At 64.1% G+C, this 25,440-nt stretch carries 24 protein-coding genes; 11 read left to right on the top strand and 13 right to left on the bottom strand.

The annotated features are described in order from the left end of the window. Position 1: 1 nt before the first annotated feature. The 3 genes from AC04PT_RS02645 to AC04PT_RS02635 all read right to left on the bottom strand — a co-directional run bounded on the left by AC04PT_RS02645 (position 2) and on the right by AC04PT_RS02635 (position 5,836). A complete protein-coding gene (locus tag AC04PT_RS02645) occupies positions 2 to 1,258 on the bottom strand; it encodes an MFS transporter (protein WP_482871938.1) in 1,257 nt (418 codons plus the stop codon). A gap of 97 nt (positions 1,259 to 1,355) precedes the next feature. Then, the gene (queA, locus tag AC04PT_RS02640; RefSeq protein WP_482871937.1) at positions 1,356 to 2,411 is read right to left on the bottom strand and encodes a tRNA preQ1(34) S-adenosylmethionine ribosyltransferase-isomerase QueA; all 1,056 of its coding nucleotides are present in this window, start codon (positions 2,409 to 2,411) and stop codon (positions 1,356 to 1,358) included. Positions 2,412 to 2,515: 104 nt separating this feature from the next. Further along, positions 2,516 to 5,836, bottom strand: coding sequence for a YhdP family protein (locus AC04PT_RS02635; protein WP_482871936.1), 3,321 nt, complete (start codon positions 5,834 to 5,836; stop codon positions 2,516 to 2,518). An 89-nt stretch (positions 5,837 to 5,925) separates the two neighbouring features. Between AC04PT_RS02635 and AC04PT_RS02630 the strand changes: the two genes are divergently transcribed. The 4 genes from AC04PT_RS02630 to AC04PT_RS02615 all read left to right on the top strand — a co-directional run bounded on the left by AC04PT_RS02630 (position 5,926) and on the right by AC04PT_RS02615 (position 9,213). Then, positions 5,926 to 6,399, top strand: a complete 474-nt coding sequence (locus AC04PT_RS02630) for a peroxiredoxin (protein WP_482871935.1) — start codon at positions 5,926 to 5,928, stop codon at positions 6,397 to 6,399. Between the two features lie 17 nt (positions 6,400 to 6,416). Continuing rightward, entirely contained in the window at positions 6,417 to 7,211 is a 795-nt protein-coding gene (locus tag AC04PT_RS02625) for a ferritin-like domain-containing protein (RefSeq protein ID WP_482872435.1), read from the top strand. A 198-nt stretch (positions 7,212 to 7,409) separates the two neighbouring features. Further along, a complete protein-coding gene (locus AC04PT_RS02620) occupies positions 7,410 to 8,723 on the top strand; it encodes a DUF5930 domain-containing protein (protein WP_482871934.1) in 1,314 nt (437 codons plus the stop codon). Continuing rightward, a complete protein-coding gene (locus tag AC04PT_RS02615) occupies positions 8,713 to 9,213 on the top strand; it encodes a bactofilin family protein (RefSeq protein WP_482871933.1) in 501 nt (166 codons plus the stop codon). Before AC04PT_RS02620 ends, AC04PT_RS02615 begins: the two co-directional genes overlap by 11 nt. 72 nt (positions 9,214 to 9,285) lie before the next feature. On the opposite strand, the gene AC04PT_RS02610 is transcribed toward AC04PT_RS02615, so the two are convergent. The 3 genes from AC04PT_RS02610 to AC04PT_RS02600 are packed head-to-tail and all read right to left on the bottom strand — an operon-like array spanning position 9,286 to position 12,083. Then, positions 9,286 to 9,477: a DUF2783 domain-containing protein gene (locus AC04PT_RS02610; RefSeq protein ID WP_482871932.1), complete on the bottom strand. Its 192-nt coding sequence runs from the start codon at positions 9,475 to 9,477 to the stop codon at positions 9,286 to 9,288. Between the two features lie 9 nt (positions 9,478 to 9,486). After that, entirely contained in the window at positions 9,487 to 11,106 is a 1,620-nt protein-coding gene (locus AC04PT_RS02605) for an FAD-dependent oxidoreductase (RefSeq protein ID WP_482871931.1), read from the bottom strand. 26 nt (positions 11,107 to 11,132) lie between these two features. Next, entirely contained in the window at positions 11,133 to 12,083 is a 951-nt protein-coding gene (locus tag AC04PT_RS02600; protein ID WP_482871930.1) for an MBL fold metallo-hydrolase, read from the bottom strand. A 125-nt stretch (positions 12,084 to 12,208) separates the two neighbouring features. On the opposite strand from AC04PT_RS02600, the gene AC04PT_RS02595 reads away from it, so the two are divergent. After that, positions 12,209 to 12,697: a MarR family winged helix-turn-helix transcriptional regulator gene (locus AC04PT_RS02595; protein WP_482871929.1), complete on the top strand. Its 489-nt coding sequence runs from the start codon at positions 12,209 to 12,211 to the stop codon at positions 12,695 to 12,697. A 58-nt stretch (positions 12,698 to 12,755) separates the two neighbouring features. On the opposite strand, the gene AC04PT_RS02590 is transcribed toward AC04PT_RS02595, so the two are convergent. From AC04PT_RS02590 to AC04PT_RS02570, 5 genes are all read right to left on the bottom strand, one after another. Then, positions 12,756 to 13,400 carry an ABC-type transport auxiliary lipoprotein family protein gene (locus tag AC04PT_RS02590; RefSeq protein WP_482871928.1) on the bottom strand — a complete coding sequence of 215 codons (645 nt, stop codon included), beginning with the start codon at positions 13,398 to 13,400 and terminating at the stop codon, positions 12,756 to 12,758. After that, complete coding sequence (locus AC04PT_RS02585) at positions 13,397 to 15,574, bottom strand: MlaD family protein (protein WP_482871926.1); 2,178 nt, start codon at positions 15,572 to 15,574, stop codon at positions 13,397 to 13,399. Before AC04PT_RS02585 ends, AC04PT_RS02590 begins: the two co-directional genes overlap by 4 nt. Before the next feature lies 1 nt (position 15,575). Next, the gene (locus AC04PT_RS02580) at positions 15,576 to 16,373 is read right to left on the bottom strand and encodes an ABC transporter ATP-binding protein (protein ID WP_482871925.1); all 798 of its coding nucleotides are present in this window, start codon (positions 16,371 to 16,373) and stop codon (positions 15,576 to 15,578) included. Further along, positions 16,370 to 17,467 carry an ABC transporter permease gene (locus tag AC04PT_RS02575; RefSeq protein ID WP_482871924.1) on the bottom strand — a complete coding sequence of 366 codons (1,098 nt, stop codon included), beginning with the start codon at positions 17,465 to 17,467 and terminating at the stop codon, positions 16,370 to 16,372. Before AC04PT_RS02575 ends, AC04PT_RS02580 begins: the two co-directional genes overlap by 4 nt. A 231-nt stretch (positions 17,468 to 17,698) precedes the next feature. Further along, complete coding sequence (locus AC04PT_RS02570; protein ID WP_482871923.1) at positions 17,699 to 18,283, bottom strand: HNH endonuclease; 585 nt, start codon at positions 18,281 to 18,283, stop codon at positions 17,699 to 17,701. Between the two features lie 227 nt (positions 18,284 to 18,510). Here AC04PT_RS02570 and AC04PT_RS02565 point away from each other — a divergent pair, with 227 nt between their 5' ends. Continuing rightward, a complete protein-coding gene (locus tag AC04PT_RS02565) occupies positions 18,511 to 18,927 on the top strand; it encodes a VOC family protein (RefSeq protein WP_482871922.1) in 417 nt (138 codons plus the stop codon). Between the two features lie 60 nt (positions 18,928 to 18,987). Here AC04PT_RS02565 and AC04PT_RS02560 read toward each other — a convergent pair whose 3' ends face one another. Both AC04PT_RS02560 and AC04PT_RS02555 read right to left on the bottom strand, forming a co-directional pair. After that, a complete protein-coding gene (locus AC04PT_RS02560; protein ID WP_482871921.1) occupies positions 18,988 to 20,634 on the bottom strand; it encodes a thiamine pyrophosphate-binding protein in 1,647 nt (548 codons plus the stop codon). Positions 20,635 to 20,671: 37 nt separating this feature from the next. Continuing rightward, the gene (locus AC04PT_RS02555; RefSeq protein WP_482871920.1) at positions 20,672 to 21,841 is read right to left on the bottom strand and encodes a pyridoxal phosphate-dependent aminotransferase; all 1,170 of its coding nucleotides are present in this window, start codon (positions 21,839 to 21,841) and stop codon (positions 20,672 to 20,674) included. Positions 21,842 to 22,006: 165 nt separating this feature from the next. On the opposite strand from AC04PT_RS02555, the gene AC04PT_RS02550 reads away from it, so the two are divergent. The 5 genes from AC04PT_RS02550 (at position 22,007) to AC04PT_RS02530 (ending at position 25,436) form a co-directional block, all read left to right on the top strand. After that, positions 22,007 to 22,858 (top strand): transketolase, encoded by an 852-nt coding sequence (locus AC04PT_RS02550; protein ID WP_482871919.1) that lies wholly within the window; start codon positions 22,007 to 22,009, stop codon positions 22,856 to 22,858. Next, positions 22,855 to 23,886, top strand: coding sequence for a transketolase family protein (locus AC04PT_RS02545; protein ID WP_482871918.1), 1,032 nt, complete (start codon positions 22,855 to 22,857; stop codon positions 23,884 to 23,886). Before AC04PT_RS02550 ends, AC04PT_RS02545 begins: the two co-directional genes overlap by 4 nt. Beyond that, positions 23,883 to 24,653: an SDR family NAD(P)-dependent oxidoreductase gene (locus tag AC04PT_RS02540; protein WP_482871917.1), complete on the top strand. Its 771-nt coding sequence runs from the start codon at positions 23,883 to 23,885 to the stop codon at positions 24,651 to 24,653. Before AC04PT_RS02545 ends, AC04PT_RS02540 begins: the two co-directional genes overlap by 4 nt. Positions 24,654 to 24,756: 103 nt before the next feature. Continuing rightward, a complete protein-coding gene (locus AC04PT_RS02535) occupies positions 24,757 to 25,074 on the top strand; it encodes an STAS domain-containing protein (protein WP_482871916.1) in 318 nt (105 codons plus the stop codon). Next, positions 25,071 to 25,436: a response regulator gene (locus AC04PT_RS02530; protein ID WP_482871915.1), complete on the top strand. Its 366-nt coding sequence runs from the start codon at positions 25,071 to 25,073 to the stop codon at positions 25,434 to 25,436. Before AC04PT_RS02535 ends, AC04PT_RS02530 begins: the two co-directional genes overlap by 4 nt. Positions 25,437 to 25,440: the final 4 nt, after the last annotated feature.

Below are 25,440 nucleotides of genomic sequence, written 5' to 3'. Positions count from 1 at the left end.
GTTATGTTTTTTGGTCACTGTCCTCAGCCTCCTGCGCGGCGTATTCCTGCGCGTACTCCATGGCGACCGGCGATGACGTCGGATTGATGTGGGCATAGCTGATGGTATCGTTGACCGGCGGCGCGGGCCGGACAGTGGCGCGATAGGCCGCATAGCCGGCCAGCGTAAAGGTCAGCAGCGCAATCAGCAGGAAGTAGCCCGGAGGCCCGAAGACCCCCATCGCCCAGCCGGTGATCAGCGGGCCCGAGATGGCGCCGAGCCCGTTGATGAACACCATGCCACCGGACGCGGCCGCCATGTCCTCGAGCTCCAGAAAGTCGTTGGTATAGGCGATCAGCAGCGAATAGAGCGGGTTAGACATGCCGCCCACGAGGAAGGCCGCCACCAGCAAGGCCGTGAAATAGCCGTCCGCCACCATGCCCAGCACCGCGCCGCCGCCGCAGACGGCCGCCGCGACCATGATCAGCATACGCCGGTCCATTCGGTCCGACAGCCATCCCAGCGGATAGACCACCACCAGCGCCCCGATGTAGAAGGCCGAGACGAACATCGAGATTTGCCCCAGCGTCAGCCCCGCCTCGGCGCCATAGACCGCGGCCATGCCGAACTGCGAGGCGAAGACCCCGCCCAGCAGAAACATGCCCACACAGCCCAGCGGCGAGATACCGAACAGCTCTTTCAGCGACAGCGGCTTGGTGGTGGCGAAAGCCGGCGTCGGCGAGATCGACAGCAGGATCGGCGCGAACGAGATCGAGACCAGAACCGAGATGATGACGAACAGCGTATAACCCGATGGATCGGCGACCAGCAGCAGCCCCTGCGCCACCACGATGCCTGCCATTTGCACGATCATGTAGGCCGAAAGGGTCTGGCCGCGGGTCTCGTTCGAGGTGGTGTTGTTCAGCCAGCTTTCCGCCGTCACGTAGACGCCCGAGAAGCAGAAGCCGATGATCACCCGCCCGATGGTCCAGGAAATCGGGTCGGTCAGGGTCGGATAGAGGATCAGCACTGCCGAGATGAAGGACCCTAGCGCCGCGAAGACCCGCACGTGGCCTACCCGCCGGATCATCTCGGGCGCCAGCCGCGATCCGCCCAGGAAACCCACGAAATAGGCCGACATGACCAGCGACATCTCGAAGGTGGTGAAACCTTCAATTTCGCCCCGGACACCCAGCAGGGTACCCTGCAAGCCGTTGCCGATCATCAGCAGCATCATGCCCAGCAGCAGCGCCCAGGCGTTCGAGATCACGGCAAACATGCGACTTATCCCTTCGTTACCGGCAGGCTAACCCCCGGAGTGCGACTCGGCTGGCACAAATGCGACGCCATGCGTGCCTGCCCGGACGCGTCTCAGATTACCGTGGCGGGATCAAGAGAGAGGCGTCACCGTAAGAGAAAAATCTGTAACCATTGCGCAGTGCGTGATCGTAAACGGCCAGAATTCGCTCACGCCCCATCAGCGCCGAGACCAGCATCAGCAGCGTGGACTTCGGCAGGTGGAAGTTCGTCATCAAGGCATCGGTGACCTTGAAGTCGAAACCGGGGTAGATGAATATATCCGTGTCGCCCTGCCAAGGCTGTATCTCGCCGGTATCCCGCGCTGCCGTTTCAATCAGCCGCAGGGCGGTGGTGCCCACCGGGATGACACGCCCTCCGGCTGCCTTGGTGGCGGCAATCTCGCCCGCGGCATGGGCGCTTACCTCGCCCCATTCCGCATGCATCTTGTGGGTGGTCACGTCGTCCACTTTGACCGGCAGGAACGTACCGGCGCCGACATGCAGCGTGACCTTGGTGAACTGCACGCCGCGCGCATCGAGCGCGGCCAGAACCTCGGCATCGAAGTGCAGCGAGGCGGTGGGCGCCGCAACGGCGCCCTGCCGTTCGGCCCAGACGGTCTGATAATCCACGCGGTCGCGGTCATCGGCCGGCCGGAGCGCCTCGATATAGGGTGGCAGCGGCATGGCGCCGGCCTCGGCCAGCGCGGCATCGAAATCCTCGCCGTCGAGGTTGAAGCGCATGAAGCCCTGCCCCGCGACGCGCCGTTCCATCACAGCCGAAAGCCTGTCCGAGAACCGCACGATCTCGCCGTCCGCGACCTTTTTCAGCGGCTTGACCAGCGCCGACCATGTACCATCGGCCTGTGGCTCCAGCAGGGTCACGCTGATTTTCGCCTCGGTTTCGCCCTGAGCGCCGCTGCGCCGCCGCAGCCCGGACAGTCGCGCCGGGATCACCTTGGTGTCATTCAGCACCAGCCGGTCGCCCGGTCGCAGGATCGCAGGCAGGTCGAAGACATGCGCGTCGCGCGTCTCCGCCCCATCGGCCACCAGCAAACGCGCCGAGGACCGAGGCCGCACCGGGCGCGTCGCGATCCTCTCGGGCGGAAGGTCGAAATCGAAATCGGACAGTTTCATGGCCGGTCCTCTAGCCGACCCGCCAGACGCGATCCAGCCTTTCTTGTGTTCGCAAATGCTAAGATGGAGTTGAAGGCGGGAGCATCGCCCCAAGTGCCCTTACCTCATTGCTCCAGCTCTGGCGGCGGCCTGCGGAAAATCTCTCGGAACATTCCCGGCGTCAGCGCCGACAGCGGGTTGACCGAGATCTGCGGATCGTCTGCCTTGCCGCGCAGGTTGAAGTTGAAGCCGAACAGTCCCTCGCCCTTGCGCGAAAACAGCTGGCCCACGAAGTTCACCACGTAGATCGGCGACAGCACACCCTGCATGTCCATGGTCTTGCTGGCCAGATCATAGTAACCGTCCAGCGAAATTCCCATCGATGGACCCACTGCCGAGGACCGGGTCAGGATCACCTGCCTCGGGGTCAGCCGGAACCGCGCCTCGACCTCGGGAAAGGAGATCCCCTGCCCGCCCAATTGTTCGAGCAGCCCGATGACGGATATCGCGTTGAGCAGCTCCGCCATTACCGGCGCATTGCGGATGCGCGTGGAACGGATGTCGAGTTCGCCGTCGAAGGTGCCGGTGGCGCCGGTCGGCACCAACTTAAGGTGAAACTCGCCGCCATGCACGTTCTTGATCAGCCCGGCATCGCGCAGCACCCCGCCAGCGTCATCGGCCTTGATCACGTATTGACTGCCATTGCGGGTGGCCTGGATCTTGCCACGCAAGGGCGTGCCGCCGTTGAGCCGCGCGGTGAAGTCGCCGCGCATCCCGCCCCGCATGGAAAAATCGCCGCGGAACCCGGTCAGGGCGATGCCGTCGGTGATCTGCAGACGGTCCGGCGCCAGCGACAGCGGCCCTGCCGAGGACGATCCCCCGCCGCCACCTGCCTTGAACGGCGCGTTGCGCATGTCGATCCGCCCCCCTGCAATCCGCACCGCGGGCGCCGCGCCGTTGCCGCGCCCGGTCAGCACCACCGGAGCGTCCAGCCAGTTGCCTGCGCGCAGCCGGTCGAGAGTCAGCGCCTCCAGCCCGCCGCCATCACGCAGGCGCAGTCGGCCCTGCATCTCCATGCCGGGGCCGCTCAGCGCCAGCCGGTCGATCCGGGCGGGCGTGGTCAGTGCGCCGTCGATCTCAAGCCGCCCGGTAGCGGATTGAGACATCGACCAGCCCAGCGCATCCAGCCGCAGCCCCAACCCGCCGAGGTTCGACACCAGCGAAAACGTCGGCGGCTGTCCGCGCTTGAGGTCCATTTCCAGCCGCCCGGTGCCGCGCCCCGAGACCGACCCCGGCGGAAGTGCAATCGAGAACGCGTCGAGGAAGGCATTGGACAGTGTCACGTCTGCCTCGACCCGGGCGCCCTTCTCCGCCGCCCCCTGCCCCAGTGCCGTCTGCCACGCGCCGTCGAACGGCACGCCCTCGAGCGTGCCCGGACCCTCAATCCGCAGACTGTCATTGTCGGCGGCGAACTGCAGCCGCTCGGCGGCCAGCACCTTGTTGGGGACAAGGGTATCGCTGCGGATGTCCAGCCCGCGGCCGGTGACCGCAAAGCGCACCTCGCCGGGTTTCGGCTTTTTCTTCAGGCGGAAATCGATGTCGCCAGCCACCTCGACCCGCCCTTCGGCAAGGTCGACCGGACGTCCGGCCTTGTCGAGGGCCTGCATCGGTTTCCGGTTCAGCAGCCAGAGCGCCGCCTCGAGCGGGCCTGCCGCCGCCAGCCGGACATGCGCGGGCGCCTGCTGAATGCCCAGCTTGGGGATGGTGAAGACGGTTCCCGCCGCCTCCATCTCGCCGCCCTGTTCCGCCGTGACAGTGCCCTTGGTGACGCTGACCACCAGCCGGTTGTCCTCGATCTGCAAAAGGCCCTCGGCTCCGGTCACCGGCGGCAGGGTTTTCATGAAGCGGACTTCGCCCCCGCTCACCTCGCCGCCGACGTAGAGCCTTGGTTTTTCGTCACCGGGCCGGCTTTGCAGGCTGACGGCCACATTGCGCAAGGTGCCCGCCAGCACGTTCTGCGCCACCCAGTCGCGCGACTTCGGCTTGATGCCGGCTGGCCAGAAGCTGAGCAGCCGCTCGGGACCGATCTCGTCGATCCGGCCCATCATCGAGATGTCCCAACCCTCTTTCGCCGCCTCGACTCGGCCCTGCAGGCGCATCGCCTTGGCGCCGTCCATCAACGTCAGGCGACCGACACGCAGCTTGAACGGATCGAGCGCGAGGTGGAAATCGAGGTCCGCTGAACTGAGCTCACGCGGGGCATCGTAAATGGCGTTCGGATTGGCGCTGATCCCGCTCAGCCGCACCTGCCCCTGCAGGCCTTCGGGTAGCCCGCTGCCGGTGTCTTCAAGCACCGCCGTGCCTTCGCCCGAGGCATTGACCCAGTCACTGACGACTTCGAATTCGCTCACACGCATCGTTTGCGCCCGAGGATCGAAGGTGAAGTAGGTGCGTGCGCGAGAGAACGGGATGGGGCGGGTGGCGTCGCTGGGCTGTACCACGCCCTCGCCGATGGCGAGCGTGGCGTGCAGGGGGCCGAGATCGCCGGTGTCATTGAAAGAGGTGCGCAGGGACCCCGAGATCGGGGCCCGCAGCACCCCCAGCCAGGCCAATGCCGCGCTTTGACTCGCGATATCGACCGAGAAGATATCATCCACGGCGAGCCCGAGATTTACCGCCGTAGAGCCGATCGCACTTTCGCCGAAAACTTCGAGCGTCGCGGCAGAGGACCGCCCCGAGAGCAGCGCGAAATCGCCGCGCAACTGCAACACCTCGTCGGCGCGCGCAAGGGTGATGCGTCCGCCGTCGACCGTCCAGGACCGTCGTGCGCGGGCGTCCTGATAGGCAAGCGTGACGGCATTGACCGAGACTTCTTCGAGCGCCGCGAAACGAGGCTGATACAACAGGTTGTCGATCCCTTCGATCAGCCTGTCGACGCCGACCGCCTCTTGTCCGAGGTCGCCACCGAAGGCGAGGTCAAAGGCCCCTTCCTTGTCGCGGTGCAAGTTGAGGAACACGCCCGAGACCGCGACCGTACGCGGCTGAAGCTGTCGGTTCATCAGCGAACGGCGGGCGATCGTCACCTCGGCCTGGCTCAACTCCAGCAGCCTGCGCCCGGTGCCGGCCTCGCGCAGGACGACGCCCGACAGGGTGACCTCGGGCCGCAGGTCGGGTTGCACGAAGAGCGTCATGTCCGAGAACTCAAGATCGAACCCGGGTATCTGCATCTCGATCCGCGCGGCGATCTGCGCCCGCACCCAGTCCGGTGCGCTAAGCGGCTTGCCCAGCAGCGACCAGCCGATCAGCGCCAGCACCCCCGTCAACAGAGACAGGCCGAGCACGAGCCACATGCCGGCCTTCGCCACCACCACATGGTGGCGGCGGCGGGGTCTGGCCGCTGGCTCCACACCCATTTCTGAGGCGGTATCTTCGGTTTGGTCGCTCACCTGCGGGTCCGGTCTCCTGATGACGGTTGTCTGCCCCGTCCTGCCCTAATATGCAAAGCGGACCGTCCAACCAAGAGATTGCCGTTCACATGTCCACACCTCAGCTTCAAACAGGCGAGATCGTTCCCGACATCACCCTGCCGCGCGACGGTGGCGATAGCGTCACCCTGAGCGCGTTGCGCCCGGCGCCGGTGGTGCTGTTTTTTTATCCGCGCGACATGACTTCGGGCTGCACTAAGGAGGCCATCGCGTTTTCGGGCCTCAGCGCAGAGTTCGAGGCGGCAGGATGCCATGTCTTCGGGATCTCCAAGGACTCGGTCGCCAGCCACGACCGCTTCGTGGCCAAGCACAACCTGAGCATACCGCTTCTGTCCGATGAAGCCACGGATATCGCGGAAAAGTTCGGCGTCTGGCAGGAAAAGAAAATGTACGGCAAGACCTTCATGGGCATCGTGCGATCGACCTTCCTGATCGACGGCGAAGGCCGGATTGCGCACGAATGGCGCAAGGTCAAGGTCGACGGTCACGCGGAAGACGTGCTGGACGCGGTGCGCGCGCAGTGAGCCTGAGTCTGGCCGAGATGGCCGTCGAGGTGCTGACCACCGCCGACGGCCGCGAAAAGACCCGCCTCTCGCGTGCCCATGCCGCGACCTGGTTCGCCGCGCGCGACGCCGGAGAGCGCCTGCCGGTGGGCGACGCCACGCCGCCGCTGCAACCGTCCCGCCCGGCGCGGCCCGAACTGCTGTCACCGCGCGATGTGCCGAAGCGCAAGACCGGCAGCCCGGCGGGCCGCATCGCGCTGTTGCACGCGGTCGCGCATATCGAATTGAACGCCGTCGATCTTCACTGGGACATCATCGCGCGGTTTACCGGTACACGCTTCCCGCCCGGCTTCTATGACGATTGGGTCAAGGCCGCCGACGAGGAATCGAAGCACTTCAACCTGATGTGCGACTGCCTCGAGGCCGAGGGCAGCCGCTACGGCGCCCTTCCCGCCCATGCCGGCATGTGGCGCGCTGCTGAAGACACCGCCGAGGACATCCTCGGGCGGCTCGCGGTGGTGCCGATGGTGCTGGAGGCGCGCGGGCTCGACGTCACGCCTGGCATGATCGCCATCTTCCGCAAGGCCGGCGCGACCCAAGCCGTCGAGGCGCTGGAGGTGATCTATTCCGAGGAAGTGGCCCATGTGGCCTATGGTTCGAAGTGGTTTCACTTTCTCTGCGGGCGGCACGACCATGACCCGAAGGACGTCTTCCATACGCTTGTCACAAAATATTTCAAAGGCCCGCTTAAGCCGCCATTTAATGAGGAAAAGCGCGCCGAAGCCGGGTTGCCGCCGGACTTCTACTGGCCGCTGGCAGACCAGTCGCGTTGAGCGCCGTTTCAGAAATTACAACCCAACCCCTTCACCTATCGGCAGTTTTTCGCCCATCGGCGGGTTTTAGCAGGGGTTTGCCGACTCGGACGGTCTGCAAACTTGCGCGCGTGTAAAGGTCTGTTTAAGGGGTTTACAGGGGACGGTGCCTGAAAACGGTTGCACCAAGAAGACTGGAATAAGCAAGGAGCAGCTGCGGTGCGGACACGGCTGGCGATACACATCCACTCGGTACTGGAACATTTCTTTCCCGAGCGGCGGCTCTTTCTGAGATCCGAGACAGATACACGGTTCATCCGGCTGAAGCCCGAGACCCAGTTCATCGCCTTCACTGGCTCTGCCCTGGTGATCGCCTGGTCGATCATCGCCACTGCCATCCTGCTGATGGATTCGATTGGCGCCGGAAACTTCCGCGAACAGGCCAAGCGCGATCAGCAGACCTATATGGAGCGGCTCAACGTGCTCAGCCGCGAACGCGACGACCGTGCCGCCGATGCGCTGGCCGCGCAGGAGCGTTTCAACTCGGCATTGGAGCGCATTTCGGTGATGCAGTCCGAGTTGCTGACATCGGAAATACGCCGCCGCGAAATGGAAACCGGAATCGAGGTTATCCAGACCACGCTGCGCGACGCCATGAAGGCTCGCAAGTCGGTCGAATCCGAATATGACGCGCTGAAAACCGCGATGGAGACCGGCGGCACCCTTCCCGGACAGTCCGACATGGCCGACAGCGATACCGTCGACCTGCTGGCCGCCGCGCTGGAACGCACCGCAACCCAGCGTGACCAGGTCGTGGCCGACGCCCAGCAGGCGCTTGTCGCCGCCGATGAGATGGCCACCGAACTGAGGCTGATGAACGAGAAGAACGACGCCATCTTCCGCCAACTGGAAGAGGCGATGACGATCTCGGTCACGCCGCTCGACAAGATGTTCAAGGCCGCCGGCATGGACCCGGACAGCATCCTCGACAAAGTGCGCTCTGGCTACTCCGGTCAGGGCGGCCCGTTGACCCCGCTCAGCTTTTCGACCAAGGGCGGCGACCTGACCGACGAAAGCAAGCGCGCCAACCGTATCATCAACCAGATGGACCGGCTCAACCTCTACCGCATCGCGGCCGAGAAGGCGCCTTTCGCCAATCCGCTGAAAAGCGCCTACCGCTTTACCTCCGGGTATGGCTACCGTTGGGGGCGACTGCACAAGGGCACCGACTTTGCCGCGCCGCACGGCACGCCGATACACGCCACCGCCGACGGTGTGATCATCCACGCGGGCTGGCAGTCGGGATATGGCAAACTGGTCAAGATCCAGCATGAATTCGGCATCGAAACCCGCTATGCCCATTTGTCCAAAATCCACGTGAAGAAAGGCCAAAGGGTCTCGCGCGGGCAACGTATCGGTGATATGGGAAATACGGGACGCTCTACCGGCACACACCTGCACTATGAAGTCCGTGTCGGCGGTAAAGCCGTCAATCCAATGATATACCTGAAGGCTGCGAAAGATGTTTTCTAAAAGCAAGATCAACGAGCCCGGTCCGAAATCCGAAGAAGGGTCAGCACCCGTGTCGCAAGAAGCCAAGAAGCCGACGATGCCGTCACAGCAGGACTACAAGCCCGCAGCCAGCCCTAAGGCCAAGCCGCCCGCATCCGTCCTGTCTGCCGATCTGCACGTGATTGGCAACATGAAGACCACCGGTGACGTCCAAGTCGAAGGCACCATCGAAGGCGATATCCGCGCCCACCTGCTGACCATCGGCGAAAGCGCCACCATCAAGGGTGAATGCGTGGCCGACGACGTGGTGGTGAACGGCCGCATCGTCGGACGTGTCCGCGGCCTCAAGGTCCGGCTGACCGCAACCGCGCGGGTCGAGGGCGACATCATCCACAAGACCATTGCGATCGAGAGCGGCGCCCACTTCGAAGGGTCTGTCCAGCGTCAGGACGATCCGCTCAACTCGAAGGGCAAGACCCCGGTGCCGCGTCCGCAGGGCAGCGGTCAGTAAGCGACTGACGCCCACATCCGGAACAAACCAAGGGCCCCGCAATGCGGGGCCTTTTCTGTCTGGTCTGCGCTTTTAGTCCCTTTCGGCCAGCGCGATGGCCTCAGCCAGCACCTCTTCATCACCGATGTGATTGCTGAGGATCAGAACCAGGCGGGCGTTGATGGCATCGCTTTCCTGCCTTGTCCTGCCGTCGTGGGCGGCCAGCAGCCGGGCATAGAAGCCATCCGGATCGGGGATGTTGGGTTCGGTGTTCAGGGTACTCATCGGGTCTCCTCAATGTCGGGCGGTCGCGATAGCAACGGCCTTGCGGACCTCGTCCGCGTTGAACCGGTCCCATCGCGCCGCAACGTGCTGATCTGGACGTATCAGGTAGACAGCGGATCGGACCGTGCCGAGGTAGCGCTCGGACAGCTCCGCGTACCCCTCTGCGGGAATCGCCAGGCGCGTCACCGTGATGCCGTCCGCCTCAATGCTCTCCGGCGCTTCGGCGTTAAGGCACAGCAGCTGGAACTCACCGCCGAACCTGTCGAGCAGCCAGCCGTCATCGGTCGGTGCGTCAACCATCGGCGCCCCGACACGGCTGCAATCGGGGCCGCCCGGCAAAGCGTCGGGGCCGTTGAGCGACGACCTGTCGTAGACGCAAGGCACCGACAACCGACCTGAATTCACCAAGGGCCGGGCGAAAGAAACCTTGCCGGCGAGGTTCAGCACCGCATCGCGGAACAGCTTGCTGATTTCAGATTTCGGCGTGATGAAATCGGTGGATCGGGTGGAATTCAGGATATTTTCGTCTGCCCCGAACACCCGTTCCTCGGAATAGCTGTCAAGCAGCGCCTCGGGTGCCTCACCGCGCACCACCGCACCCAGCTTCCATCCGAGGTTGTCGGCGTCCTGCACGCCCGAGTTCGCGCCCCGCGCCCCGAAGGGCGAAACCTGGTGCGCAGCGTCTCCGGCGAACAGCACAGGGCCGTGCCGGAAGCTCTTCATGCGCTTGCACTGGAAGGTGTAGATCGAGGACCAGACGATTTCGTAATCGACGTCGCCAAGGAAGGCGTCGAGGCGACGGCGGAGGTTGGGCTCTTTCATTTCCTCGGCGCGGTCGATGTCCCAGCCGATCTGGAAATCGACGCGCCAGACATCATCGGGTTGCCTGTGAAGCAATGTCGAAGCGCCCTGCCTGTGGCTTGGCTCGAACCAGAACCAGCGTTCGGTGGGAAACTGGGTGTCGCCGGTCATGCGAATGTCGGCGATCAGAAAGCTGTCCCGGAAAACCTTGCCAGTAAATCCGAGGCCCATATGGGTGCGTATGGGCGAATTGGCGCCGTCGCAGGCGATCAGCCATTCCGCCTCGATCCTGTAGGGGCCCTCCGGGGTCATGACCTCAAGCGTCACGTGATCGTCCCGGACCTCGATTGCGTCGACCCGGGTCTTGCCGCGCAACTGGATCGGTGCGCCCTCGGTCTGGACGGCGCGCAGGCGCTCAACCAGGAAACGCTCGAAATGATATTGCTGGAGGTTGATGAAGGCCGGGTACTTGTGGCCCTGTTCTGGCAACAGGTTGAATTCGAAAACCTTTGCGTCGCGGTGGAACACCTTGCCTAGGTTCCAGACCACGCCCTTGTCCACCATCGGGCCCGCACAGCCATAGCGATTGGCTATCTCGAGACTGCGCTTCGAGAAGCAGATGGCGCGGCTGCCCTGCCCCACGCCCTCGTGATCGTCGAGCAGCAGCACCGGGACGCCCTGCAGCCCGAGGTCGAGCGCGGTGGCGAGGCCGACCGGGCCGGCACCGACCACCACCACCGGGTGACGAACCGGCTGCGCAAGGTCCTGATCGGCCGAGCGTTCGTAGGGATAGAGCCGGTGAGCCACGGTGTACCTGTCGTCGAACATCTCGCTCCTCCTGCTCGGCCCGTGGTTCAGCCTTGCAACTGTTCCCACATCTCGATGTCGCGCTGTGCCGTCCAGATGCGCGGGGTGTCGATGCCACGGGCCTCATCGAAGGCGCGCGAAACATTAAACGGCAGGCAATGCTCGTAAATCGCGTAATCCTTGAACTTCGGATCGCATTCGGCGCGCACCGCGTCCCATGCGTCCCTGAGACTGCCGCCCTTCGCGGCTACCTGCTTGGCAGGCAGATAGGTGGAGTTGACGAAATCGCGGGTCGAGGCGATTGCCCGGTCCACCGCTTCGCGCCCCACCAGCGCGCCGCCGCGTCCCGGCGCGACATTCTCCGGGTCATAGGCCTTGACCGCATCCAGCGTGTCGCCCCAGTCCTCAAAATGGCCGTCGCCGCAGTAGCAGGCGGAACGATCCTCGACGATGTCACCGGTGAACATGGTCTGCGCGTCGGGTACCCAGACCACGCTGTCACCTGCGGTATGGGCACGGCCGATCTGCTTGATCTCAACTTTCCGGTTGCCGAGATAGACGGTCATCTGGTCGCTGAAGGTGGTGGTGGGCCAGGTCAGGCCGGGAATCGACTCGTGACCTTCGAACAAGCGCGGGAAACGCTGGAATTCGCTGTCCCAGTCCTCTTGCCCGCGTTCCACCACCATCGCGCGCGCCTTGTCGGACATGATGATCTGCTGCGCGTCGAAGGCGCTGGCACCCAGCACGCGCACCGCGTGGTAGTGCGTCATGACCACATGGGTGATCGGCTTGTCGGTAACGCCCCGCACGCAGTCGATCACCTTGTTGGCCAGCCGTGGCGTCGCCTGAGCCTCGACGATCATCACGCTGTCGTCGCCGATGATGACGCCGGAGTTCGGATCACCCTCGGCGGTGAAGGCATAGAGCCCCTCGCCGATCTCGGTGAATGAGATCTCTTTCTCGGTCATATCCCCCTGCGATGCGAATGCCTTCGCCATGTTGGCCTCTCCTGTTGTGTCGACCATTACCAGCCGAAATCGTTGAACCTGCAACGGCCCGATTTATCGTTGCACCTGCAATGGAAGTCAATATCATTGCAGGTGCAACGAAATGGATGCGCGCCATGTCAGACGACTTCACCCTGTCTGCCTTTCTGCCCTATCGGCTTGCCGTGCTGTCCGAGCGGACCAGTCGTCGCCTGTCGATCATATACGAAAAGGCGTTCGGCCTCACGATGGCGGAATGGCGGGTGCTGGTGCACTTGGACCGGTGCGCGAAGGTTTCCGTCCGCGAGATACATGACTGCGTGAACCTCGAAAGATCACGTGTCAGCCGGGCGGTGACGCGGCTCGAAAGCGACGGCTATGTACTAAAGCTTCCAGGAACCGACGATGGTAGGCTGGTCGAGATCTCGCTCTCGAACAAGGGCCGGGCCGCACTGGCCGACATCCTGCCCGCCGCACTGGAGGTGGAACGCCGGTTACTTTCGGACGTGACACCAGAGGAGTTCGACACCCTGTGCCGGGTGATGGAGAAGATCCATACTGCGCTGGATGCCGATCCGGTCGCGAAACCACGCTCGCAAATGGACCTTGCGGCGACGGGCGCCTGAACCATACGCCAAAGTCACATCGCACGGCGGGTGCAACCCGAGCGAAGGTCTCTCGCCGTCAGCCGCGGACGACCCCGGCAATCCAAGTCGCGATCTCGGCAAAAAGATCGTCAGAGGCCGTGTTGAAAGCCTGCGCCACTACCGGCGTTTCGGTCGAGGGTGCGAGGGCGGAAGCCTGGAAGGTGCGACTGGCGACGATACGCGCATCGCGTTCGCGCACCACGCGGATGATCAGGGTCATTTCGACCGTCGCTGTGTCGTCGATGTCGCCCACCTCGGCCTGAAAATCGACCACCTCGGTGACCAGCGCGAAATCTCCGCTGGCCGCCAACGGCTTGCGTCCGACATAGCGTACGGCGCCGGTCGACTCGATTGCCCGCAGCATCAGCGTCTGCACCATGACCGGAACGGGATCAGCCCAGCGCACGTCCGGCAGGTATTGCGCCTGCAACGGATTGGGCCGGATCATGATGCGGTCGGTCGACAGGGCGCCCGAGGTGGTTGGCAATTCGACGATGACGTCTCTGGCTGCCGCGCGGCCGGCCACGGCCGGAATGTCCGAAGGCGCGCGCAACTCGTAAACCTCAAGCGGGGTGCTGATATCGCCGAGAGCGGACAATGCCGAGCATCCCGACACCAACGCGGGCGCGGACAGAACCGCGACGATCCTCAGGAGACGGGTGAGCTTGGAGGCTGCGGTCATCGTTTGAACTCCGGCGTATCGCGGTCGAGAAGAAAGCGGGCGGGATCGCGCTGAAAGCTGGTTGTGAGGCGATCAAGGTTGCCTATCAGACTCCGGCTTTCCTGCGCCAGCCGGGTAAACAACGGCAGCGCTGTGGTGGTGAATTCCTGCACCGCAGGCGCCGAGGCATTGGTGACGCGCCGGATGTCGGCAAAGGTCGCGGTGGCCGACCGGCTGGCCGCACGCAGGTCGGAGGTGATGCCGGGAATGTCGGCAGAAACCTGCGCGATGGCCTCTTGCAGGCTTGCGAGCGTGGTCTCGAGCCCGTCGATGATGCCGTCCATGTCTTCGGTGATGACGGTGTTGGCATTGGTGAAGGTCGTTTCGGCGATGGCCAGCGCGTCCTCGGCTGACAGCATGGCGCTGTCGATCGCCTCGAGCGTGACGTTGGCATTATTGAAAGCCACGGTGGCGTCGTCGAGCGTGCTGCTGGCCTTGGCGATCAGTTCCTCGACCCCGGCGCTGGAGGCGATCAGGCTGTTGCCCACTTCGGTGATGGTCTTGCTGGCACTTGCGGTGGCGGCGCGAATGTCGGCCACAACGACAGGCAGATCCTGCTCGGCGATCACGGTCACCGCAGATACGGCCTTGGTCGCTTCCGCCACCATCTTGCGGGTCTCCACAATCAGCGGCCGGCCCTCTTCGCGGATCACGGTGTCGACAAGCTCGCTCGTCTCACCGACCGAGGTAGCCACGGTGTCGAGCCGGGCGATGAGGTTATTGGCGGCTTCGATCGTCTCTCGCGCCTCGTCCAGTCGCGCGGTGGCGGTTTCGCCGGTCAGCTTGAAGGTGTCCATGACCTCGGTGGCATTGGTGCTGAGGGTTCCCACCTGCCGACGGACCTCGGCACTGGTGTCGCGCAACGCGGTCGTGGTCTGCGACAGGTCGTGGTCAATGAAGGTCTCGGCACTGGCGATAGCGCCCTGCGCCCGGGTCAGGGTTTCCCTGGCGACGGTCAGTGTCTCGCCGGTTTCGGTGAGAACGCCCTCGCCCTGTTCGGCCAAGTCGGTCACCGCGGCGGCCGCGCGGGACCCAGCATCGACCATGGCACGGGTCTCAACGACAAGCGGCCGGCCCTCGTCTTCTATCAGGCTGTCGACGCTGCTTGCGGCCTCGCCCACCACGCCGGCCACATCATCAAGCCGGGCGATCAGCGAATCCGCGGCTACAATCGTCTGCTGCGCCTCGTCCAGCCGCGCGGTGGCGGTTTCGCCGGTCAGCTTGAAGGTGTCCATGACCTCGGTGGCATTGGCGCTGAGGGTTCCCACCTGACGGCGAACCTCGGCGCTGGTCTCGCGCAGCTCGTTGGTGGTCTGCACCAGGTCCTGATCGATGAAGGTCTCGGTGCGGGCGATGGCAGACCGCGCGCTGGTCAGCGTCTCGCTGGTGTCTGTCAGAACGCCTTTGCCCTGCTCGGACAATTGGGAAAGCGATGTCAGCGCCGTGTCCGCCGTTTCCAGCACACCTGAGATATCGCCGGAAAGTTGGTCGAGCGTATCGTTGAAGGTTCCGATCTGCTCGGCGAATTCCGAGACGCTGCCGGTCACGGCCGAGAAATCCTCGAGCGAGGAGGCGAACTTCTCGGAGGCAACTTCAACGTTCTCGAGGATATTGTTGACGCGATCGGTATTCTCCTGATCGAAAATCTGGCCGATCTCTTCGACAACGGCGAGCGCGTTCTCAAGAAGCCGGGGCGCGTCTTCGCTGAGCGATTGCAGCGTCGACCGGCCGGCGTCGATTTCGGGAATGGGCTGCTCCGCCGTGGGTCTGAGGATCTCGGCCTCGGGTGTGCCGGGATCGATGCCAACGTAGGACACGCCGGTGACGCCCTGAGATTCGATGGTGGCGATGCTGTTTTCGCGAACCGGGGTGTCGGCGTTCACCTCGACCCGAACGAGGATGGTGCCGTCCCGGTTGGGCGACAGGCGCACATCCACCACCTGCCCCACCGGCAGACCGCTGAAGCGCACGTCGGAGGCATTGCTGAGCCCGGACACCGAGGGGAAATAGATATCGTAATACGAGAACTGGCGATCCAGCTCGACCTGGGCGAACCACAGGAAAAACCCCAGGATGCCGAGCATGCCGGCGATGGCAAAAGCGCCGATGAGTACGAAATTTGCCCGTGTCTCCAAACTATTCGCCTTTCCGTGCCGCGCTGCCCTGCGCATCCGCCGCTGCCGCGCGGGCGCGCGGGCCATGGAAATACTCGTGCACCCATGGATGGTCGACGTCCAGCATATCTGTCATGGTTCCGGTGACCAGCACCCTCTTTTCCGCGAGTACCGCAATCCGGTCACAGGTCGCGTGCAGGGTGTCAAGATCGTGGGTCACCAGAAACACCGTCAAACCGAGCGACCGGCTCAGACCGCGGATCAACTGATCGAAGTCTGCTGCACCGATCGGATCGAGCCCCGCTGTCGGCTCATCCAGGAACAACAGGTCCGGGTCCAGCGCCAACGCCCGTGCGAGGCCGGCGCGCTTGCGCATGCCTCCGGACAGTTCCGAAGGGTACTTGTCGCCCGCCAGATAGGGTAGCCCTACCAGCGAGACCTTGAGATCGGCAAGGGACCGGCGCACCTCGGGATCCAGCCCCTCGATCGCGCGCATCGGGACCTCGACGTTTTCGCGCACGGTGAGCGAGGAAAACAGTGCCCCGTCCTGAAACATCACACCCCAGCGGCGCTGGATGGCAGTGCGGGTGTCATGGTCGGCCGTTAGCACGTCGGTGCCCAGAACGGTGACGCTGCCCGCGGCCGGGGTCTGCAACCCTGCGATGGTGCGCAGAAGGACCGATTTACCGGTGCCCGATCCGCCGACAACGCCGAGAATCTCGCCTTTCCTCACGTCGAGATCGAGGTCGTCGTGCACGACCTGGCTGCCGAATTGGTTGCGGATGCCGCGCAGCCGGATGATGACGTCGTCGCTGCTCATATCCCCATCCGCGCGAAAAAGATCGAAAACACGGCATCGGCCATGATCACCGCAAAGATCGCCGTCACCACCGCGTTCGAGGTCATGCGACCCAGCGACTCGGCATTGCTTTTCACCTGCATACCGGCGTGGCAGCCAACGACACCGATGATCAGGGCGAAGACTGGTGCCTTCACGAGACCCACGAAAACATGGTCGATGTCAGTGCCCTCAACCAACCGGGTCCGGAACATCGCGGGCGATATGCCAAGATCGATCCAGGCCATCAGGGCGCCGCCGAACAGCCCCGAGATGTTGGCGATCAACCCCAGGATCGGCAGCATCAGCAACAGCGCGAGGATGCGTGGCACGAAGAGGTTCATCGCAGGGTCCAGTCCCAGCGTGCGCATGGCGTCGATTTCCTCGCGCATCTTCATCGAGCCGATGGCGGCGGTAAAGGCCGAGGCGGTGCGCCCGGCAACGATGATTGAGGTCAGCAGGATCCCCAATTCGCGTAAAATCGAGATGGCGATCAGGTCGACCACGAAAACCTCGGCCCCGAACTGGCGCAACTGCACCGATCCCTGAAAGGCCAATACGACGCCGATCAGGAATGACATGACCGCGACGATGGGGATCGCCTGCCAGCCGACCGCTTCGCAATGGTGGACGAGCGCCGTGAAGCGAAACTCAGTCGGATGTCGGACCGACCGGGCGAGCCGGTGCAGGAAGATGCCGAGATAGGCGGTCAGCGCGAGCACGAAGGTAACCCCTGCGGTGACGCGCCGCCCGGTTCCCTCCAGCACCCCGGCAAGGGTAAGACGCCGCGCCGGCGCCTCCTCAGGCATCGGCATGGCGCTTTCCACGGTGTCGAGCAGGCTTGCCGTGTGCTCGCCTGCACCTGTCAGCTCCAGTCCGTCAGACCGGACGAATGAGATCAGCACCCAAGCCCCGGCGGTATCCAGCCGCTCCAGCGGGGCGAGATCGACAACCTTCATCCCGTCGGCCATTCGCGCGGCCAGGGCCGCACGGGCGTCGGTCACCGTGTGGATGGTCAACCGACCCGAGAGGGCAACCCGACCAGAGGCATCGACAGGTTCGACCTTGATATCCAACGAATTCCCGGAGCCCCTGCTGATCGGCCTTTGCATGGCGACAAGACGCCGGACCGGTGATTGCCTCATTGCTCAGCCGTCACGGTAACGAGGATTTCTGCGCTGCAAAAGCCGATAGGAACAAAGCGGCGCGTCGGGGGGCCGAAGTGGGTCCGACCGGACACGCGGCCGAGCCTCGCCAAGACACTGATGAGCCTGTTGCGGGCCGGTAAAGCGTTTGGAAGACGCCGCTCAGGCCTCGAGTTCCGCATCCCAATAGAGGAAGTCCATCCAGCTTTCATGCAGGTGGTTCGGCGGGAACTTGCGGCCCATGTTGCGCAGTTCTTCCGCTCCGGGTTGGCGTGGCGGTTTGCGCAGCGACATATGGGCCTGTGCCAGCGACTTCGATCCCTTTTTCAGGTTGCAGGGCGCACAGGCCGCCACCACGTTCTGCCAGGATGTAACGCCACCGGCCGCGCGCGGCACCACGTGATCGAAAGTCAGTTCGCGCTTCGTGCCGCAGTACTGGCAGCGGAATTCATCCCTCAGAAAAAGATTAAAGCGCGTGAAGGCCACGCGCTTTTGAGGTTTTACATAGTCTTTCAGAACGACGACGCTTGGTATCCTGATGGTGGTCGATGGCGAATGCACCTCGGTGTCGTATTCGGCTACGATGTCCACCCTGTCGAGCCAGGCCGCCTTGATCGCATCCTGCCACGGCCAGAGCGACAACGGGTAATAGGACAAGGGCCTGTAATCCGCATTCAGCACCAGGGCCGGGAACTGCTTCAGCGCCGAAGGCTCGCGCACAAATTCCGTCCTGAAATCACCGTCCATGGCTCGTCACTTCCCCTTGCTTCCGCCTGCGGGTTCAAGGTCCGTTGGCAGCGGACCGCCTGTCGTTAAAGCCACTATATCTCGCGTTCGCCGTCAGGCAAGCCTCTAGAATTTGGCCAACGCTCTTAAGAGTAGTACAGGTTCTTAACGGTCACAGAACGGATAGCCCGGCAAGCGAACCCTTGGCCCCTTGGCTGAATGTAGCGCGTTTTGCTAGGCTGAGCACCATGTACACACCACCGACCGTCCAAGGCGTGCTCGAGGCTGCCCTATACGCCAGCGATCTGGATGCGGCGCAAGCCTTCTATGCGGGACTGATGGGCATGGAGATCGTTCTGCAGGCGCCGCCCCGTCACATCTTTTTTCGCGCCGGTCAGACGGTGCTGCTTGTCTTCAACCCTCAGGAAACGTCGAAAGCATCGGGCAATACCGCCATGCCGGTGCCTGCGCACGGCGCCACCGGTCCCGGCCACGTCTGTTTTTCGGCCAGCCGCGACGAAATCGCCCGCTGGCGCGACACCTTCACCGACGCCGGGCTCCCTATAGATGCGGAGTTCGACTGGCCGAACGGCGCCCATTCGCTGTATGTTCGCGATCCGGCCGGCAACTCGGTCGAGTTTGCCGAGCCGAAGCTCTGGTTCTGAATGACGGGCCGATCCCGCACCTGTCTTCGCCCTCGCGTTGTGCTTCACGGCCTGCCTGTGTCAGTGCCCCTCCAACCGCACCTTCGGTGACAGTGCCGCAGGATCCAGCTTGAGGTGCAGGATCGCGGGCAGACCGCTGTTGCGGGCCGCGGCGAACGCCGAAGCGAATTCCGAGGTCTCGCACACCGTCGCGCCGAACCCGCCATAGGCGCGCGCGAGGGCGGCGAAGTCGGGGTTTGACAGCTTGGTGCCCGACGGCCGTCCGGGGTACTGGCGTTGCTGATGCATCCTGATCGTGCCGTACATACCGTTGTCGGACACGATGACGACGATGTTTGCGCCGTGTTCACAGGCGACGCCAAATTCCTGCAAGACCATCTGGAAGCAGCCATCGCCGGCCATGCAGATCACTTCGCGTTCTGGGTGGTGCAGCTTGGCCGAGATGGCAGCAGGCAGCCCATAGCCCATCGACCCGGAGGTCGGAGCGAGCTGGGTCCGCCAGCTTCGGTAGCGATAGTAGCGGTGCAGCCAGGCCGCGTAGTTGCCTGCGCCGTTGGTCAGGATGGCGTCGTCAGGCAGGACCTCGTTCAGGTGGCCGATTACCTGCTCCATCTTCAGCGCGCCCGGCGTCTCCTGCGGCTGCTGCCACGCCTCATAGTCCGCGCGCGCCTGCGCCAACCAGTCGCCGCCGGTCCTATGCCGCGCAGCGCCGGCCAGTTGCGACACGACAGGACCCGGCTGGCCCACCACCGCGATGGCGGGGCGATAGACGCGCCCGATCTCGGATGGATCGGCGTGAACGTGGATGAGGTCCTGCGAAGGCACGGGCGGCGTCAGGAGTGTGTATCCCGAGGTGGTCATCTCGCCCAGCCGCGGCCCGAGCGCGAGGATGACGTCCGCGTCCCTCACACGTAGGGCCAGCGCCGGGTTGATCCCGATGCCCACGTCCCCGACATAGTTGGGATGCCGGTTGTCGAGGAAATCTTGGCATCGGAACGAGGCCCCGACCGGCAGGCCCATGGTCTGCGCGAAATGTCCGATGGCGCTGGCGGCCTCGGCACTCCAGCTTGCGCCGCCGACGATGACGAGCGGACGGTCCGCTGCCTCGAGCCGGTCGATGATCGCGCCTATATCGGCGTCAGAGGCCATGCCCGAGGGCAAGGACGCCGCGGGAACCGGCACACCCTCTGCCGGCCCCGAGAGCATATCTTCCGGTAGCGCCAGCACCACCGGTCCCGGCCGACCGCTCTGCGCGACGTGGAAGGCGTGGCTGATGTATTCGGGAATGCGGTCGGCGCGGTCGATCTCGGCCACCCACTTGGCCAGCGGGCCGAACATGGCGCGATAATCCACCTCCTGAAATGCCTCGCGGTCGCGCTGGTCGCTGGCGACCTGTCCGACAAACAGCACCATCGGCGTGCTGTCCTGAAAAGCCACGTGCACCCCGGAACTGGCATTCGTCGCGCCCGGCCCCCGGGTCACGAAGGCCACGCCGGGACGCCCGGTCAGCTTGCCCGCCGCCTCGGCCATCATCGCGGCGCCGCCCTCGTGCCGGGTGACGATGACGTCGATGTCGCGGTCGTGGAAGCCATCCAGCGCGGCGAGGAAGCTTTCGCCCGGGATGCAGAAGACCCGCTCGACCCCTTGAGCCGCCAGGCAATCGACCAGAAGCGCGCCACCGTGTGGCGATGCGGGTGCGTCGTTCATCGTATCGTGTCCTTTCTGGTCTGCGGTCATGGGCCGGTCAGAGTACCTTGCGGATACGGCCGATGGCCCTGACAATATTGTCCTCGGAGTTGGCGTACGAGAAGCGCACATAGCCCTCTCCCATGGCGCCGAAGGAGGTGCCCGCCACCGTTGCCACGCCAGCCTTGTCGAGGAACAGGTTCTGCGCCTCGGTGGCGTTCATGCCGGTCCCCTCGATATTGGGGAACGCGTAGAACGCGCCTCCCGGATCGGTGCAGCGGACGCCGGGCAGCGAATTGAGCTCGCGCACGATTACGTCGCGCCGAGCGTCGAATTGGGCAACCATGTCATGCACCGCGCCCTGCGGACCGGTCAGGGCCGCGAGACCGGCGTATTGCGCGCTTGCGTTGACGCAGGAGTGATCGTTGATGCAGAGCCGGGTGACGTGATCGACGGCAGCATCCGGCCAGACCGAGAAGCCCAGCCGCCAGCCGGTCATGGCGTAGGTCTTGGACCAGCCATCCAGCAGGATCAGACGGTCACGGATCTCGGGGTATTGCAGCAGGCTGACGTGTTCGCGCCCGCCATAGAGCATCTGGCTGTAGATCTCGTCGGACATGAGCGCGACATGCGGATGGTCCATCAGGCCGGCGACCAGCTTGTCGATCTCTTCGCGCGGGGTGACGCCGCCGGTGGGATTTGCTGGCGAGTTGATGATGATCAGGCGGGTCCTGTCGGTGATCTGGCCAAGCACCTCTTCGGCGGAGAAGGCGAAACCGTTCTTTTCGCTCAACCGTATCGGCACGGGCGTCGCGCCAGAGTAGTTGATGACCGACTCGTAGATCGGAAATCCAGGATTGGGATACATGATCTCGGTGCCCGGCTGACCGAGCATCATGACGGCGAAGAACATCGTTGGCTTGCCGCCGGGCATCACCACCACGTTGTCGGGGTTGACCGCCGCGCCGTGGCGCCTTTCGAGGTCGGCCGCCACCGCTTCGCGCAGCGCCGGAATGCCGTTGGCAGGCGTATAGCCGTGATGACCGTCGCGCAGCGCTTTGATGCCGGCCTCCACGATATGGCCGGGCGTCTGGAAGTCGGGCTGCCCGATGCCCAGGTTGATGATGTCCTTGCCCTCGGCGGCCAGTTTCTGGGCCCGCGCCAGCACCATGAAGGCGCTTTCGGTGCCAAGACGTGACAGGCTGTCGGCAAAGATCATCTGGGACATGAAATTCTCTCTGGTCAGGTGCGCCCTGCCCTGACCGGCGGTCCGGTCTTGCAGGGAGCTGGTGTTAAGTTCTGCTAAGCAGGCTTTCAGTTATTTGCTGGGGCCGGTCCGGCTGCGCGATGCTACACCTGCGGGATAGCTTGGCAAGCACGGGAGGAAAAGCAGATGGCCGACATGCGCCGCGCGGAACGGTCCAATGTCTCGCTGGCAATGCGCGCCTGGAACATCCGGCGCAAGGCGCTGCTGATGGGCGAAGTGCAGGGACAGGGCTATATTGGACAGGCTCTGGGCGTGGCGGACGTGCTGGCGACCTCGTATTTCCACGCGCTGGACTATTGCGCGGACGAACCCGAATGGGAGGGCCGCGATCGGTTCTACCTGTCGATCGGCCACTATGCGATAGCGCTTTATGCAGCGCTCATGGAGGCCGGTATCCTGCCCGAAGACGAATTGCAGACCTACGGCGCGGACGATAGCCGGATGCCCATGTCCGGGATGGCCTCTTATACGCCGGGAATGGAGATCACCGGTGGCTCGCTGGGTCAGGGTCTTGGAATCGCCGTGGGTGCCGCGCTCGGGTTGAAGCGGAAGGACAACCCGGCCTTTGTCTACAACCTCATGTCGGACGGAGAATTGGGCGAAGGCTCGACTTGGGAAGCGGTGATGTCCGCGGTGCAGTGGCGGCTCGACAACCTGATCTGCATCGTCGATTTCAACAACCAGCAGGCGGATGGACCGACGCGTGACACCTTGGCGCAGGTTCCCGAGGCGCCCAAATGGGAGGCCTTCGGCTGGCACGCGCAGGCGGTCGACGGAAACGATCTTGAGGCGCTGGTCACGGCCTTCGACAGCGCGCGCGCCCTACCGGATCCAAGGCCGCGGGTGATCATCTGCAACACTACGATGTGCAAGGGCGTCGATTTCCTCGAAACCCGCGAGATCACGCATTTCGTGCGGGTCGAGCCGGACGAATGGGCCAAAGCGCTGGACGCGCTGGAAAAAGGGAAACCGCAATGACGGTGGACTCGATAAAACGCAAGTACGAGCCGCGGAAGGTGCCCGACGGCCAAGCGACAACCTCGGCGATGATCGCCTCCCTCGCGGCCGAGGGTTACGACACCGTCGACGCCCCCTTCGGCGCGGCTCTGGTGAAGGCCGCCCGGGACGATGACCGCATCGTCGGGCTCACCGCCGACCTGTCGAAATACACCGACCTGCATGTCTTCGCCAAGGCGATGCCCGAGCGGTTCTATCAAATGGGCATGGCCGAACAGCTTCTGATGTCGGCGGCGGCCGGCATGGCGCGCGAAGGCTGCATCCCCTTCGCCACCACTTACGCGGTTTTCGCCTCGCGCCGGGCCTATGACTTCATCGCCATGGCCATCGCCGAGGAGAACCTGCCGGTCAAGATCGTCTGCGCCCTGCCCGGCCTCACCACCGGCTACGGCCCCAGCCATCAGGCAACCGAGGACCTGGCTATTTTCCGGGGGCTGCCCGGCATGGTGGTGATCGATCCCTGCGATGCGGACGACATTGCCGGCATGGTGCCTGCGATGATCGCCCACGACGGCCCGGTTTATGCGCGCCTCCTGCGCGGCAAGGTGCCCTCGGTGCTGACACGGAACAAGCCGGACTACCGGTTCCGGCTGGGCGACGCTCAGGTCATCAGAGAAGGCCGCGACGTGCTTGTGATTTCGTCCGGGATCATGACGATGCGGGCTCTGGACGCGGCCGAGGCGTTGGAGAAAGACGGTGTCGACGTGGGTGTGCTGCATGTACCGACGATCAAGCCTCTGGATGTCGAAACCATTGTTACGCAGGCAAGAACAGGCGGACGGCTGGTGGTCACGGCCGAGAACCACACAGTCAACGGCGGCTTGGGCGAGGCGGTGGCGAAAGAGCTGCTGCTGGCGGGGGTGACCCCGGAATTCCGCATGATCGGCTTGCCGGACGCGTTTCTCGAAGCGGGTGCATTGCCCACGCTGCATAATATGTACGGACTGTCGGTCGCGAAGGTCGCAGAGCAGATCAGGCGGTGGCTATGAACGGGAACGGGACAGGACTTCTGCAGGGCAAGGTGGCGATCATCACCGGCGCGGCCAGCCCACGTGGACTTGGCAAGGCGATGGCGATGCTGTTCGCCGAACACGGTGCCATCGTGGCGGTGCTCGACCTTGACGCGGGACAGGCGGCGGATGCGGCGCGGGATTTGCCCGGCAAGGGCCACCTCGGGCTGGCCTGCGACGTCACCGACCGGACCGCCTGTGCCGAAGCGGCCGAGATCGTACTGGGCACGCTGGACCGGATCGACGTGCTGGTGAACAACGCGGGCATCACCCAGCCGCTCAAGCTGCTGGAGATAGAGCCAGAGCATTACGAGGCGGTGACTGACGTATCGCTCCGCGGCACGCTTTATATGAGCCAGGCCGTCATTCCTGCAATGCGGGCGCAAAGCTCAGGCTCGATCGTCAACCTTTCATCGGTGTCCGCCCAGCGCGGCGGCGGCATTTTCGGGGGTCCGCATTATTCCGCCGCCAAGGCCGGCGTGCTGGGGCTGACAAAGGCGATGGCCCGCGAACTGGCCCCCGACAACGTTCGGGTAAACGCGATTTGCCCGGGCTTCATCGCCACCGACATCACCGCCGGCAAGCTGACGCCCGAGATGCGCGGGCAGGTGCTTGCCGGCATTCCCATGGGCCGCGCCGGCGAGGCAAGTGAAGTGGCGGGCTGCGGTCTGTTTCTGGCCTCCGAACTGTCCGCCTATTGCACCGGCACCGAGGTCGACGTGAACGGCGGATCGCTGATCCACTGAGCCGCCACCGGTTGTCCGCATCCCCGCGTCGAAACCATTTCTTAAACGCTGCCTCATAGCATCCGCCACGAGAGACCTGAGAATGGGATGCGGAGCGGCAGACATGTTGGAACCGGAAAGTGACGTGTGTGCCCCCGCGGTGAGGCTTGCCTCACAGCTGGATTATGCCGCCTGCGCCGAGCTTTACGATGCTATCGCCCGCCTGCGCGGAAGCGATGTGCTCGTGGATGCCTCCGAGGTCAGGCATCTCGGTGGAATGGCGCTCGATCTTCTATTGAGGCTTCAGGCGGAATGGCGCGATGACGGGCTGCGTTTCGCCATCTGCAACGCCTCGTCCGATATGAAGCACAGCCTTACGATCCTTGGCGTCGATCCAGACCTGCTTGGGATCCGCCCGGACGACGCGGAGGCCGCCGCATGAGCCATAGGATCCTCGCCATCGACGATTCCCGTACCATCCGCGCCATGCTTAAAACCGCACTGGTCGGCGCGGGATTTGCGGTGGATGTGGCCGAAGACGGCATTGACGGGCTGGAGATGCTGACGGCGGTGGCGCCGGACCTTGTGATCACCGACCTCAACATGCCGCGCCTTGATGGCTTCGGTTTCATCGAGACCGTTCGCACCCGCCCGGCCCATGCCGGCCTGCCCATTCTGGTTCTGACCACAGAGAACTTGGAGGAACTGAAGCACCGCGCCCGTGCCGCTGGGGCAACCGGATGGATCGTCAAACCGTTCGATGCGGACAAGCTGGTATCGGCGATCAACCGTTTGGTCATCTGAGGAG

The sequence above is a fragment of the Litorisediminivivens sp. KMU-197 genome (genome assembly GCF_056858395.1).
Note: the sequence above shows the minus strand (reverse complement) of the source record. Positions and strands in the feature narration are given on the sequence as shown.

Bases quoted from the DNA above. Each gene is read 5' to 3' on its own strand.
- AC04PT_RS02540 (WP_482871917.1), top strand. From the start codon at position 23,883: ATGAACGGGAACGGGACAGGACTTCTGCAGGGCAAGGTGGCGATCATC.
- AC04PT_RS02600 (WP_482871930.1), bottom strand. From the start codon at position 12,083: ATGGCGAAGGCATTCGCATCGCAGGGGGATATGACCGAGAAAGAGATC.
- AC04PT_RS02550 (WP_482871919.1), top strand. From the start codon at position 22,007: ATGGCCGACATGCGCCGCGCGGAACGGTCCAATGTCTCGCTGGCAATG.
- AC04PT_RS02645 (WP_482871938.1), bottom strand. From the start codon at position 1,258: ATGTTTGCCGTGATCTCGAACGCCTGGGCGCTGCTGCTGGGCATGATG.
- AC04PT_RS02565 (WP_482871922.1), top strand. From the start codon at position 18,511: ATGTACACACCACCGACCGTCCAAGGCGTGCTCGAGGCTGCCCTATAC.
- queA (WP_482871937.1), bottom strand. From the start codon at position 2,411: ATGAAACTGTCCGATTTCGATTTCGACCTTCCGCCCGAGAGGATCGCG.
- AC04PT_RS02580 (WP_482871925.1), bottom strand. From the start codon at position 16,373: ATGAGCAGCGACGACGTCATCATCCGGCTGCGCGGCATCCGCAACCAA.
- AC04PT_RS02555 (WP_482871920.1), bottom strand. From the start codon at position 21,841: ATGTCCCAGATGATCTTTGCCGACAGCCTGTCACGTCTTGGCACCGAA.
- AC04PT_RS02530 (WP_482871915.1), top strand. From the start codon at position 25,071: ATGAGCCATAGGATCCTCGCCATCGACGATTCCCGTACCATCCGCGCC.
- AC04PT_RS02595 (WP_482871929.1), top strand. From the start codon at position 12,209: ATGTCAGACGACTTCACCCTGTCTGCCTTTCTGCCCTATCGGCTTGCC.
- AC04PT_RS02625 (WP_482872435.1), top strand. From the start codon at position 6,417: ATGGCCGTCGAGGTGCTGACCACCGCCGACGGCCGCGAAAAGACCCGC.
- AC04PT_RS02615 (WP_482871933.1), top strand. From the start codon at position 8,713: ATGTTTTCTAAAAGCAAGATCAACGAGCCCGGTCCGAAATCCGAAGAA.
- AC04PT_RS02630 (WP_482871935.1), top strand. From the start codon at position 5,926: ATGTCCACACCTCAGCTTCAAACAGGCGAGATCGTTCCCGACATCACC.
- AC04PT_RS02605 (WP_482871931.1), bottom strand. From the start codon at position 11,106: ATGTTCGACGACAGGTACACCGTGGCTCACCGGCTCTATCCCTACGAA.
- AC04PT_RS02560 (WP_482871921.1), bottom strand. From the start codon at position 20,634: ATGAACGACGCACCCGCATCGCCACACGGTGGCGCGCTTCTGGTCGAT.
- AC04PT_RS02545 (WP_482871918.1), top strand. From the start codon at position 22,855: ATGACGGTGGACTCGATAAAACGCAAGTACGAGCCGCGGAAGGTGCCC.
- AC04PT_RS02535 (WP_482871916.1), top strand. From the start codon at position 24,757: ATGTTGGAACCGGAAAGTGACGTGTGTGCCCCCGCGGTGAGGCTTGCC.
- AC04PT_RS02570 (WP_482871923.1), bottom strand. From the start codon at position 18,283: ATGGACGGTGATTTCAGGACGGAATTTGTGCGCGAGCCTTCGGCGCTG.
- AC04PT_RS02610 (WP_482871932.1), bottom strand. From the start codon at position 9,477: ATGAGTACCCTGAACACCGAACCCAACATCCCCGATCCGGATGGCTTC.
- AC04PT_RS02590 (WP_482871928.1), bottom strand. From the start codon at position 13,400: ATGACCGCAGCCTCCAAGCTCACCCGTCTCCTGAGGATCGTCGCGGTT.